This is a genomic window from Roseivirga seohaensis subsp. aquiponti (assembly GCF_001267955.1).
In the GTDB taxonomy this organism is placed as follows: Bacteria; Bacteroidota; Bacteroidia; order Cytophagales; family Cyclobacteriaceae; genus Roseivirga; species Roseivirga seohaensis.
Window position 1 is genome coordinate 201,565 of the sequence record NZ_JSVA01000008.1, and the last position, 13,454, is coordinate 215,018.

The 13,454-nt window shown below is 38.4% G+C and carries 10 protein-coding genes; all 10 read right to left on the minus strand.

What is annotated here, in order from left to right; all coding sequences use genetic code 11:
* Positions 1-3: 3 nt before the first annotated feature.
* Positions 4-351, minus strand: coding sequence for a gliding motility protein GldC (gene gldC, locus OB69_RS07840; RefSeq protein ID WP_053223152.1), 348 nt, complete (start codon positions 349-351; stop codon positions 4-6).
* A 167-nt stretch (positions 352-518) separates the two neighbouring features.
* Positions 519-1,079 carry an aminoacyl-tRNA hydrolase gene (pth, locus tag OB69_RS07845; RefSeq protein ID WP_053223153.1) on the minus strand — a complete coding sequence of 187 codons (561 nt, stop codon included), beginning with the start codon at positions 1,077-1,079 and terminating at the stop codon, positions 519-521.
* Between the two features lie 100 nt (positions 1,080-1,179).
* Entirely contained in the window at positions 1,180-1,809 is a 630-nt protein-coding gene (locus OB69_RS07850) for a 50S ribosomal protein L25/general stress protein Ctc (RefSeq protein WP_053223154.1), read from the minus strand.
* 12 nt (positions 1,810-1,821) lie between these two features.
* Positions 1,822-2,745: a ribose-phosphate pyrophosphokinase gene (locus tag OB69_RS07855; RefSeq protein WP_375596905.1), complete on the minus strand. Its 924-nt coding sequence runs from the start codon at positions 2,743-2,745 to the stop codon at positions 1,822-1,824.
* A 93-nt stretch (positions 2,746-2,838) separates the two neighbouring features.
* Complete coding sequence (locus tag OB69_RS07860) at positions 2,839-4,317, minus strand: hybrid sensor histidine kinase/response regulator (protein WP_053223156.1); 1,479 nt, start codon at positions 4,315-4,317, stop codon at positions 2,839-2,841.
* 9 nt (positions 4,318-4,326) lie between these two features.
* Positions 4,327-4,785 carry a response regulator gene (locus tag OB69_RS07865; RefSeq protein WP_053223157.1) on the minus strand — a complete coding sequence of 153 codons (459 nt, stop codon included), beginning with the start codon at positions 4,783-4,785 and terminating at the stop codon, positions 4,327-4,329.
* Positions 4,782-6,593, minus strand: a complete 1,812-nt coding sequence (locus OB69_RS07870; protein WP_053223158.1) for an ATP-binding protein — start codon at positions 6,591-6,593, stop codon at positions 4,782-4,784. The genes OB69_RS07865 and OB69_RS07870 overlap by 4 nt, the downstream gene beginning before the upstream one ends.
* A 438-nt stretch (positions 6,594-7,031) precedes the next feature.
* A complete protein-coding gene (locus OB69_RS07875; protein ID WP_053223159.1) occupies positions 7,032-8,186 on the minus strand; it encodes a DUF4221 family protein in 1,155 nt (384 codons plus the stop codon).
* Between the two features lie 378 nt (positions 8,187-8,564).
* Complete coding sequence (trxA, locus tag OB69_RS07880; protein ID WP_053223160.1) at positions 8,565-8,891, minus strand: thioredoxin; 327 nt, start codon at positions 8,889-8,891, stop codon at positions 8,565-8,567.
* Between the two features lie 139 nt (positions 8,892-9,030).
* Positions 9,031-13,323, minus strand: coding sequence for a DNA polymerase III subunit alpha (gene dnaE / locus OB69_RS07885; protein WP_053223161.1), 4,293 nt, complete (start codon positions 13,321-13,323; stop codon positions 9,031-9,033).
* Between the last annotated feature and the right edge of the window lie 131 nt (positions 13,324-13,454).

Sequence of the window (13,454 nt, forward strand, 5' to 3'; positions counted from 1 at the left end):
TACTTATTTTGGACCGCCATTTTTGGCTTCTTCTTCAAGGTGTTTTACGAGTTTATCGCAAAGTCTATTCATGGCTGTAGACATGAATTCGTCACCTGTTGAATTGAGAATGCTTTGCGCTAAGCCACCTAGGCAGTCAACGTAAAATCTTTTCATTTCATCAATAGGCATTTCCTTGTTCCAGAGGTCTATTCTCAAGGTGTTCTGAGAGTTGTGGTCCCATATGTTTAGGCTTACAGATTTGGTTTCTTCTTCACCATTACCTTCTTTTTCAGTAGCATCCCAATATATTTTTTCAGGAATGTTTTCATTATCTAATATTACCCTGAGTTTAATTTCTGATTCCTTCATTAGTGTGTTTTTTTTGTCAAAGATAAAACTTGACTGATTAGAATGGTTTTAATTTTGATCTGAGGTATTTAATTATGCGATTCTATATTGAGTCTCAAATTAACTTCCTTCTTTGGATTCGATTATTTTAAATATTGTTTTTTAATATTCTTACCCGCAATTCTAAATTAGTCATTGAACTGCGTCATGGTTTGTGAAATGCCAATAGTACAGAAAGAGTAGATCATGTCAATAGCTTTGTCCATGGCAAACGGAAGTTCTTCGAATTCGGTTTTGCTAAATGGGCTTAGAACATAGTCTACTTGTCTTCCTTTTGCAAAATCGTCACCAATTCCAAATTTTAGACGAGGGTAGTTTTGGCCTCCACATAGCTCTTCAATATTCTTTAGGCCATTGTGTCCTGCGCTAGAGCCTTTTGCTCGCATTCGGAGTTTGGCAAAAGGAATGGCTAAGTCGTCTACCACCACTAAAACATTTTCGATAGGTATTTTTAGCTCTGACATCCAGAATTTGACGGCCTTACCACTAAGGTTCATGTAAGTAGTGGGCTTTATTAAATGAACTGTTCTTCCTTTATGTTTGAATTCGGTATGGTAAGCAAGGCGATTGATTTCAAACGAAACTCCTTTTGCATCAGCTAGTCTGTCTAAAGTCAAAAAACCGATGTTATGTCTGGTTAATTCATATTCTGGCCCAATGTTTCCGAGACCAACAATGAGGTATTTCATTTTAATGCTTTTTTAATTTGTGTGTATTTTTAATACGTACGCAAATAAAAAAATCCTGCCTTTAAAAGGCAGGATTTCCATATTTTCAAACAAGAAATTCTTATTCCGCAGATTCTGCTGCTTCAGAACCACCTTCTTCGCCACTTTCTTCATCTTCTTCATTGTCAGTCAATCCTGCACCTCTTAGTGCCCTTGGGATTGTAACAGTTGCGATAGTAACTAGTGGGCTGTTTTGGATTTCAAAACCTTCAGGATTTAATGCGCCAACTTTTGTTGATTTACCAAGCTTTAACTTAGAAATGTCAACAGGAATAGAATCTGGCATATCCTTAGGTAAAGCCTTTACTAATAGTTTTGGCTTTTTAATTACTAAGCTACCACCATTGATTACACCAGGTGCGGTACCTTCCATTTTCACAGGGATTTCCATTTTGATGTACTTTCCTTTGAATAACTGTAAGAAGTCAACGTGCAAAAGCATGTCGCTTACTGGGTGGTACTGTGAATCTTGAACGATCGCTTCGAATATTTCGCCTTCAACGTTCAAGGTAACGAAACATGGCTCTGGAGTATATAATACATCACGGAACTGAATGGCAGGCGCATAAAAATGCAACTGATCATCACCACCATAAAGTACACATGGAACTTGTCCTTCGTTTCTAAGCCTTTTTGACTCAGTTTTACCGAGATTTGCTCTTTTAAACCCTATAATCTCTACTTTTCTCATAATATATAATTGTTAAATAAATAGCTCGCTAATAGACCCATCTTGGGTAACACTTTTAATGGCTTTAGCGAAAAGCTCGGCCACAGTGAGTACCTTGATTTTGTCTGATTCTTGTTTTAAAGGAATAGTGTCTGTTACAACCAATTCTTCTAAAACAGAGTTGTTTATATTGTCATATGCCTTGCCAGATAAAACTGGGTGGGTACAGAATGCTCTTACTGAAAGGGCGCCTTCATCTAAAATGATTTTGGCCGCTTTGCAGATTGTGCCTGCAGTATCCACAAGGTCATCTACTAAAATCACGTTTTTGCCTTCTACGTTACCGATAATTCTCATTTCGGCTACTTCGTTTGCTTTGGTACGGTGCTTATCAATTACTACCATTTCAGCATTAAAATGCTGTGCAAAGGCTCTAGTTCTTTTTACACCTCCAACATCAGGTGAAGCAAAAAGAAGATTGTCTAAGTTCAGTTTTCTGATGTATGGAACAAATACTGCTGCTCCATCTAAATGATCTACTGGAATATCGAAGAAACCTTGAATTTGGCCTGCGTGTAAATCACAAGTCATAATTCTATCTGCACCAGCAGCTGTAAGAATATTGGCAACTAATTTAGCACCTATAGCTACTCTTGGTTTGTCTTTTCTATCCTGACGGGCGTAGCCGAAATATGGAATTACTGCAATGGCTTTATAAGCACTTGCTCTTTTGGCTGCGTCAATCATTAAGCAAAGCTCAAATAGATTGTCGGAAGGAGGAATGGTAGACTGAATTAAAAACACTCTATTGCCTCTTACTGACTCGGTGTAGTAAGGTGCGATTTCTCCGTCACTAAATTTTTGAATCTCTATGGAACCCAATGACTTACCGTAGAATTCGGCAATCATCTTTCCAAGATAAGCTGACTCAGTTCCGGCAAATAGTTGGTTATCCATGATCTTAGGCTTTTGGGCTTTGAAAATTGAACCGCAAAAGTAAAAAGATTTATGTTAAAAACAGCGTTATGCCTTCAGATCATTTTTAGTTTTCTACTCATCTTCTAAATTTTCAATCGAAGCAGGTGAGTCTTTTGGTAATGATACTGTAAATGTTGTTCCTTCATTTAGCTTGCTCGATACATCTATGGATCCTCCGTGGCTTTGAACTATGGTTAGGGTGGAGGTGAGCCCTAGCCCCATACCGCCTGATTTTTTTGTGTAGAATAGGTCAAAAAGCTTTTTCACATCTTCTTTTGATATGCCTGACCCATTGTCAGTAACACTAATTTCTATGGAGTCATCAAGGTCTAAAGTGCTAACATGCAATACACCTTTGTTTTCTTCCATAGCCTCTAAGGCATTGATCATGAGGTTAATCATGACCACTTTAATTTGCTCTTTATCAACGAGTAAACTTTCTAATTCTGGGTCTAGATTTTGAACCAGTTTCATTCCTTTAAGAATAAACCTGTCTTTCACCAGCTCAATCGACTCGTTGATGAGTTCATTCATTGAGAGTTCTTCTTTCTGAAGACTTTTTGGTTTAGATGAGTTGAGCATTTCTGTTATTAATTGATTGATACGGCCAGCGTTTCTATCTACCATATCAATCATAAATGCCATTTCCGAATCATCTTCTGTTACTTCATCACGCATTTGTGAAATAGCTAACTGTATATTCGTTAGGGGGTTTCTTACCTCGTGAGCTACACTTCGCGCAATTTTACCAGTGACCGACAACTTTTCTGCCATTAACAAATCGCGTTCTGCTTTTTTAAGCAGCGTTATATCTCTTAAAATGCCCTGAAAACCGATCGAGTTTTTACTGAAGTCAGTTCTTACTACTGCGTTTAATTGGCAAATTAATTTGCGATTATCTTTTGCTAGAAAAACGGCTTCTAAGCTTTTAATTTGGCTTTTAGACGATAATAGTCGTGTAAATCGTTCGAAATCAGCAGGGTGTAGAAACAAATCTTTCATGTTCATTCCCGATATTTCTTCGCTTTTGTAGCCCAAGAGCTTTTCCAATGATGGGTTAGCTTCCAATAAATTATGGTTGCAATCGCATATGTAAATTGCATCTATGGAACGTTCAAAAAGTTGTCTGAACTTTCGTTCTCCTTCTTTAACCTGTTTTATGGCTTTATTATGATTAAGAGCGTAACGAATGCTTCTTTCCATTAGCTGAGGTGTGATTTCACCTTTCACTAAGTAATCAGCGGCTCCTTCATTCATTGCTCTTAAGTCAATTTCTTTATCTCCTTTACCTGTAAGTAAGATAAAGGGAAATTGAATTTCATTCTTAACAGCATTGCTAATAATGCTAATACCATCATTTTCACCCAATCGGAAGTCAATCAGGCAAATGTCAAAGGCATTTTCGTTGATCTTACTGATGGCTTTGCTATAGCTGGGCTCCCAAGTGAGTTGATAAGGAAATCTTTCAATTTCATCTAGAATATCCTTCGTCAATACAAAGTCATCCTCATCATCGTCTACCAATAAAATTCGAATTGGTTGGCTGGTCATAGGTTAAGTCTATTCGTTATCTTTTGGTAAAACTACAATTCCGAACCAGTATTTGCCGATGTCTTTAGTTACTTCCACTAACTCTTCGAAGGTTACAGGTTTGGTAATGAATGAAGAAACTCCCAAATCATAAGTTTTGAACACGTCTTCATCAGACTTGCTTGTTGTTAATACTACAATTGGGATTCTTTTAAGTTTAGGGTCGGCTTTAATTTCTCTGAGAGCCGTTCTGCCATCTTTTTTTGGCATGTTTAAATCCAATAAGATTAAGCCTGGTTTGGGGGCATTTTGGGCATTGTATTTTCCTCTGTGTTGCAAATAGTCCATCAGTTCTTCGCCATCTTGAACAAAGTTGAGGTCGTTGGCCATTCTGTTTTCTTCAAAGGCTTCTTTTGCCATTAACTGATCATCCGGATCGTCATCAGCCATTAATATGCTAATAGGGTTTAAGTTGGTGCTAGGGCTCATAATTCTTCTTTGGGTAAAATAATTGTAAATATCGATCCTTTTCCTAATTCAGATTCCGCATAAAGTAAACCGCCATGATTAGTTACTACTTTTTCACAGAGGGCGAGGCCAATTCCGGTGCCAGTATATTCTGTACGTCCGTGTAGCCGTTTGAAAATAATGAAAATTTGATCTTTGTATTGAGGGTCGAAACCGATTCCGTTATCCTTAAAATGAATTTTCCAACAATCAGTCTCGGGCATGCCTTCCGTTAGGCATTCTTCGCTTGACTCTACTGAAATTTCGATTTTGGGAGAGATATCTGGTTTTGAATATTTTATTGCATTAGAAATTAGGTTCTGAAATAGTTGATTGAGTTGAATTGCATCACCAGAAATTGTGGGTAGCTCTTGGCTTTCAATAATGGTATTGCTTTTCGAAATCTGGTAATCTAGATCAGTTTTAACAGTACTCAGAATGTTGTTTAAATCTACTGCCGCAAACTCTCTGTCGGCACTAGATACTCTAGAGAATTTCAAAAGGTCATCAATTAATGTTTGCATACGCTCAGCTGCGTTCTGCATTCGATTCAAATAATCATTTCCTCTGTCATCTAATTTATCGCTTAATCTTCCTCTTAATCGGTCGCCAAAAGTTCTTATTTTTCTTAATGGCTCTTGTAAATCGTGAGAAGCGATATAAGCAAATTGTTCTAAGTTATGGTTGGTAGATTCAAGCTCTTGCTGATTTAATAATAGTTCTTGTTCATGATTTTTTTGCTGGGTTATGTCTGTAAAGGTAACTACGAAACCGTCACCGTTTTTAACTGCAACAATATCAAACCAAGTGTTAAGGTCTTCATATTCATAATGATTCGTGGTGTGGTAATTCTCACCAGTTTCAACTACTTGTACATAGGCGTCAAATAGTCCTGATTCTATATTGCCAGGAAACTCTTTAAGCAGAGTAGTATTTATTAGCTTTTCTTTACTCACCCCAGTTATAGTAGCAGCACCCTCATTTACTACTTCAAACTGAAAGTCTGTAATCTTGCCTTTTTCGTTTCTTATAGCTTTAAAAGCCATAATTCCATTTAGTGAGCTGTTGAGAATATTTGTGAGCAGTTCTTGAAGTGATGTTCTTTCTTTAATTTCTGTGTTTAGTTCATCTACTTTAGATTTTAGTTCATTATTGGCTCGGGTATTCTTATCGGCAAGGTTAAAAGTAATAATGAAGAGGAATGTGATTACAGCAAGCGCTACTAATGTTAATAATAGTATTGTAATTGGGGTAAGGGTACGTGATTGACTTCGCTCTTGTGTGCGGGCATCTAGTAGTCTGTTTTCCTCACTTCTTAAAACATCAGCCTGATTTAAAATGCTGTCGAGCATGGTTTGCTCGTTTGCAATCATACGAAGGAGGCTGTAATTAAAGCCTCCTCTGTTAGTGTTCATCAGTCTTACTAAGCTATCGCTAAAACTTGCATATTGTTCAACAAGTCTTCTCATTTCCACCATGTTATTTTTCTGCTTTGCATTGTCAATAACAAGGCTGTCAAGCAGGCTCAACTCTTTTTTCATTTGGCTGGATTTACTCAGCACCAAACTGCTATCAATTGGAGTTCTGTTAATTGCAGAGTTTCTAATGTTGTTGGAAATATCTCTGGGGTGAACACTTAAACTTTCGACCGTAGCTTTTACTTTGGCGGTATGTACTACCCAAGAAGAATCATTATCATAGGCCTTAAAAGTACGATAGGAAGAGTAGGCAATACTAACCAGCACTACTATAGCTATGATAAGCCCTAATTTATAAGTGTTTTTATTCATCGAAAGCGAGATACTAATTTGCTCTCTTGTTCAAAAAAACAAGAGGCAAAAAATTGGTGTAACTTAAATTACTGCCATTAGATTAAAACTCGCTTCTCTTCTGTTCAGCAGAACAAGATGGTTTAGAAAAGCTTTTTCAAAGATAGTATTTTCACGAAACAAAAATAATTGTCTAGAACAAAAGCATTGCGAATTTGATAAATGGTATAGTCCTATCTATTGTGAGTGGTAATCATGGGCATTATCGAATTAACCTAATTCCATGAATTAAGTTTTGAAAAAAGCTTTCACTTTATGAATTCAATATTTCGAGTGCTGGCCTATGTTCAGCGTACTGTAGAGAATACTAACGATTTATATGGAAAAAATCACCTGTGGTATCATCTTAAGTTATTTTAATAACCGTCAACCACAGGTTAGGTCTTCGGAAATCAGGTCTTATTGAATGGAGTAATTACAGAGCTTCATTAATGATTCATCTGTTCCATCTTTCGCCCAGAAAAACACACCTTCATTTGTAGCGAAACTGCTTTCTAAGTAGCAGTTTTTGTCAACCTCTATTTCTTTGATAATTTTTAACTCAGAATCAAAGAAGATTATATACCCTAGTTTTGTCAAGGCGTTGGTAGGCGCGCCATTGAGCTGTAGTTTTTCCTGACTACCCCAATGAGTTCGGTAGTAATATGGTTTTCCAGGATATTTATTTACGCTATTGAACCAAGTTCCTTCATTTCTATAGTCGTAATCGGGGTTCAAGCTATATCTTTCAGCCTGATTTTTAGAATACTGACTTTTTGCACCATGCACTGCGGTTTTTTCTGTTAAAAAGTCAAACTCATAAATATTAGACTCAATGGGAAAGCCATAATATAGCTTGCTGCCAATGAATGAGAAATTAGGTTTTATCTCAGTGAAATCTCCTTGGTTTTTCCTTATGAATTCAGAATAAGAGACTGGATAAAAAGAAATAGAAGGACTCTTGAGGTTGAATTTCCCGAGTATCAAGTTATTGAGAGAGGCTGTGGTTCTAACTGAGGCTTTTGTATCGTTGTGAATGAAAAAGCCCATGAAGTTTTCTCCTTTTTCATCGATTTTAAAATCGGCTTCGTTAGGAGAATGAAAATAGCCATTAGTTGAATTTTGTAACGATTCAAACATAGTGTTATGACTTTTTCTAACAGTTCCATTGTTATCTAAAAGATATAGCCTGCCTGCTCCCATAACGTAAATACTATCTGGATTTTTTACATATGCACTGTATACTTTATTGACCTCATTGGGACCCTCTCTAGAAAGCAGAATACGGTGGTCAAATTCTTTTTTAGTTAGATTGTAAATATCAAAGCTGTGTAAATGCCTGTTGTAAGCATACATGAAAAAATCAACTCCTTTTTCATATATCACAGGTTCGACCTGGTAAATAATCAGCCCCAGGGAGTCAACAGGGATGTGAATGGTGGACTGTTGTACTTCAATGGTTTCTGAAGAAAATTCATTTTCTTTTATTAATCTCGAGTTGATATCACAACTCGAGATTAATAAAATGCTTATCACAATAAAGAGGGTGTAAGCATAGGTTTTAATTGGATTCATAAATTAAACAAGACTTATCAATTTTAATAAATACAGCATTCAAGCTTGGTCATCGCCAAATTAGTTACAGACTATGGTATTTCGGTTCTAACAACTTTCATTTGCTTTTACAAATGGTTTGTTCATTTCGATAATGCTATGCTGAGGGTTTTATTTAGAAGGGTAGCTCAATATAAGCATAGCGATAGCCTTCAGAATTTTTTCAAGTTGAAAATGTATCGATTTTGCGTCAGAAAAGAATATGCGCAGATTGTTTTTTTCGACACCATGGAGTGTGATATAGTAGTTGTCAAGTCATTGACTTAATGCGGTCAAGACACAAAAAAAAGGCCACACTTTCGTGCAGCCTTTGAGTGTCTTTTTAAGATGTATGGTCAATTAAGCCAAAGTAGCTTCTAGTTTAGAAGTTAAAGTTCCTTTAGGAACAGCACCTACAACACCGTCTACTTGCTCACCACCTTTGAAGTAAAGTAAAGACGGGATAGAACGGATGCCGTACTTTGCAGAAATACCTGGGTTAGCGTCAACATCTACTTTACCAACTACTGCTTTTCCTTCGTATTCACCTGCGATTTCTTCCACAACCGGGCCTACCATTCTACAAGGGCCACACCATGCTGCCCAAAAATCTACCAATACTGGTTTGTCTGATTTTAATACTAACTCATCAAAGTTAGCGTCTGTAATTTCAATTGCTTTTGCCATTATATATTTATTAAGTTCTTATTTCTATTGTTGCAGGTTGACAACAAAACTAATTAAAAAGTTCAATTTGACAGCTAAAACCAAAGCAACCCTTCATTGGCATTATAAATAGAGTATTGTCTGCCTTTATTAAAACCCATTAATTCGTGATTAAATGAGCAGAATTGGCCAGTTTTTTTAGTGTTCTAATCAGGTTACTATTGGGGTCTACTTTTACTTTTCTGCTTAAAAGCTCTACACTTAGGTTCTCAGATTTTTCTACCAATTGAATCCTCAAATCTGTATTTCCTTCATGCTCTTTTGCCAGTTGCATAATCGTATCGATCATTGCTTGATCTACATCTCTGGCATTAATGCTCACTTTAATTCCTTTTGCCCTTTTTTCTCTTAATTCACTTAAAAGAGAAATGGCAGCCACTTGCAACTCCCAATCTTCGGGAGTAGGGGTAATGTGTGGATTGTCTCGAATTTCATTTTTCTTACGCCAGTTCAGTTCTACTCTTCCTGTAATGAATAGGAACTCTCCTGGTCTTAAATACTGCGCGTGATTCATGTATTTTTCACCCATCAAGAAGAGCTCCACCGAACTGTTATAATCTTCCATACTAAGAATGGCAAAGGGCTTTCCGTTCTTCGTTTGCCCATTTCTAACTCCACTTACAATGCCGCCAATGGAAATGTCTTGGTTAGGGAATTTCTTGATATCGGAAATGGGCTTACAGAAACTTTCAAGCTCTACCTCAAACTGGTTAAGTGGATGACCTGAAATGTAAAAACCAACTACATCTTTTTCAATTTTGAGTTTTTCCATTTCGCTGAAAGGCTCGCAAACTGCTACACTTGGTAGAGGCGTTGCCACATTGCTATCTCCACCAAATAGCGACACCTGTGCTGCATCTTTTTCTGCTTGCTTAGCATTGGCGTAGCGGATTACTTTTTCTAGAAGTGTTTGCTCATTTTCAGGCGCGTATAAATACTGTCGTCTGTGGTAATCTTTAAAGCAATCGAAACCACCCGCCATGGCCAGCGATTCGCAGTTCTTTTTATTTACGGCTCTTAGATTTACTCTTTCGGCAAACTCGAAAATGTTAGAGTAGGGGCCGTTCTCTTTCCTTTCCGTAATAATCGACTCTATGGCAGCTTCACCAACGCCTTTAATAGCTCCCATTCCAAAGCGAATTTCTCCTTTGGCGTTTACTGTAAACTTGTAGTTTGATTCGTTGACATCTGGCCCCAAAACAGGAATACCCATGCGCTGGCATTCTTCCATAAAGAAAGTTACCTGCTTAATATCGTTCATGTTGTTGCTGAGTACCGAAGCCATGTATTCAGCAGGGTAATGCGCTTTTAAATAGGCAGTTTGAAAAGCCACATAAGCGTAACAGGTAGAGTGCGATTTGTTAAAGGCGTAAGAAGCAAATGCTTCCCAATCCTTCCAGATTTTCTCCAGTTTATCGGCTGCATGACCTTTTTCAACCGCCTGACCCACGAATTTAGGTTTCAACTGATCGAGTAATTGTCGGTTTTTCTTACCCATGGCCTTTCGCAAAACATCGGCCTCACCTTTGGTAAAACCGGCCAGCTTTTGCGAAAGCAACATCACCTGCTCTTGATATACCGTAATACCGTAAGTTTCCTCAAGGTATTCCTTCATGTCTTCCAAATCGTAGGTGATTTCTTCGTCACCGTGTTTTCTTCTAACGAAGGAAGGAATGTATTCTAGCGGCCCTGGTCTGTACAGGGCGTTCATGGCAATTAAATCGGCAAAAGCAGTAGGCTTGAGGTCGCGCAAGTACTTCTGCATTCCATTGGATTCGTATTGGAAAATACCAACCGTTTCTCCACGTTGGAAAAGCCCGTAAGTAAGTTCGTCATCCAAAGGAAAATCATCCGGAATCAGATCAATACCGTGTCTCTCTTTTACGTTTTTTACCGCATCTTTAATAAGGGTGAGGGTTTTTAGGCCCAAGAAATCCATTTTGAGCAAGCCCGCATTTTCTACCACAGCATTATCGAACTGGGTACACCACATGTCCGAATCTTTGGCCAATGCCACAGGCGCAAAATTGGTAATGTCGTCTGGCGTAATAATTACTCCACATGCGTGAATTCCGGTGTTTCGAACTGAACCTTCAAGTACTCTGGCCTGATTAAGCACTCTGGCCAGCTCGTCCGTGCCATGCGAAATCTTGATAAGCTCTTGGGCCAAGGCCACCTGATCTCCTTTTAGTTTGTCCTTTAACTCTTTTTCGCTAAAGGCGAACAGTTTGGCCAATGAAGTGTCAGGTACAAGCTTAGCAATTCTATCGGCATCGGACAATGGGAGTTCCATCACCCTAGCCGTATCTCGAATGGAAGATTTGGCCGCCATACTACCATAGGTAATAATTTGGGCTACCTGATTTTTTCCGTATTTATTGATTACATAGTCAATTACCTTTTGACGACCTTCATCATCAAAATCAATATCAATATCGGGAAGTGAAACCCTGTCTGGATTTAGGAAACGCTCAAAAAGGAGATCATACTTAATAGGATCCACATTTGTAATTCCAATGCAATAGGCCACTGCCGAACCCGCTGCCGAACCCCTTCCAGGTCCAACGGATACGTCCATTTCTCTGGCCTTATTGGTGAAATCTTGAACAATGAGGAAATAACCAGGGTAACCCGTATTAGCTATGGTTTCCAGTTCAAAGTCGAGTCGCTCTCTAATTTCTTCGGTGATTTCACCATAGCGCTTTTTGGCACCTTCATAAGTAAGGTGGCGCAAAAAGGCATTTTCACCACGCTTGCCACCATCAGCTTCGTCTTCTGCTGAAATAAACTCCTGAGGAATATCAAACTTGGGAAGCAGTACATCGCGCTCGAGTTTGTAAGATTCTATTTTTTCAACGATTTCGTTGGTGTTCGAAATGGCTTCTGGCAGATCGGTGAAGAGTTTTTTCATCTCTTCAGGCGACTTGATGTAGAATTCATCGTTTGGGAAGCCATAACGGAATTCTCTTCCGCGTTTACCAATGTATTTTTTAGGCTTACTTACCGATTCAGCATCTTTAACACAAAGAAGAATATCGTGTGCTACGGCCTGTTCTTTTTTGGTGTAATAAGTATTGTTGGTAGCAATGTATTTAACATTGTGTTTCTCGCAGAACTGAAGTAAAATTTGATTTACGTGGTCTTCTTCTGGAATGCCATGTCGGTTAATTTCAGCATAGAAATCATCGCCAAACTGTTCTTTCCACCAAACAAAAGCTTCTTCTGCTTGGGTTTCACCCACATTCAGAATGAGGTAGGGTACTTCACCCCAAAGTCCACCTGTTGTTGCAATTAAATCACCTTTGTACTTTACTAAATCGTCTTTGTCAATTCTGGGCAGGTAGTAAAAACCTTCGGTATAGGCAATTGAAGCCAGCTTGACCAAATTGTGATAACCCTTTTTGTTTTTGGCCAACAGTACGCTTTGGTTACCATTGTCTTGCAGTTTTTTATTGCTTCTGTCGGTACAGATGTTAAACTCACAGCCCACAATCGGAGTAATGCCAGCTGCCAATGCTGCTTTTACAAAAGTAAATGCTCCCATCATGTTTCCATGATCCGTCATTGCTATGGCTGGCATTCCCATTTCTTTGGCAGTATTCACCATGGCGGTGAGTTCGGAAGTGGCCTGTAAAATGGAAAACTGTGAATGACAGTGTAGGTGAGAAAACGGTACTTCTTTTAAATCGGAAAGGGTTTCTTTGTCTATTTTTCCAATGCCACCTGCACTTTCTTGTTCATCTGTTTTAGCAAAATTGGCGGCATCAAGTTCTGGGGCTTCGTATTTAATTTCTGATAAACGAACGCCTTCTAAGGGAGGAACTACGCTGTGTTCTAACAGCCCAAAGAAACAACGAGCAGTTGCATCAACATCATAAGCGGCATCGTGGGCATCGTCAAAGCCTTTCCCGAAGAGTTTAAAGTGTAGTTCTGTAAGGGTAGGCCATTTAAATTTTCCACCTTTCCCGCCCGGAATAGCACAGAAGTCTGTAGCTACGTTTTTGGTATCGATGTTTTCTACACCTTCTAGCTTATTGTCTTGTTCGGTACGTAGGTATTCCGCCCCAACAATATTTAAATCGAACTCAATGTTATGACCAACTGCAATTTTGGTTTTGTTGAGGTCTTCGGTAAATGCCTTTAATACTTCATTGAGGTCGTGGCCTTCCTCCATTGCTCTTTCGGTAGAAATGCCATGGATTTGCTGAGAGTTATAAGGAATGGTGAAGCCATCGGGCTTTACGATGAAATTTTGAGCCGAAATCAGTTTTCCGTAACCATCGTGCAGCTGCCATGCGAGCTGAACCAATCGGGGCCAGTTCTCTAAATCACTTACCGGAGCGTTATAGTTTTTAGGTAAACCAGTGGTTTCGGTATCAAATATCAGGTACATAGGCTGTTAGTCGGAATGACGATTTTTCGATCGGAAATAATAGACTAAAGTACAGAAAATGATGGAAAGGGAGAGAAGGAAATTGTGATTTGATTAACCTGTTCTCTTATCTTCTCTTATGATTAATTATA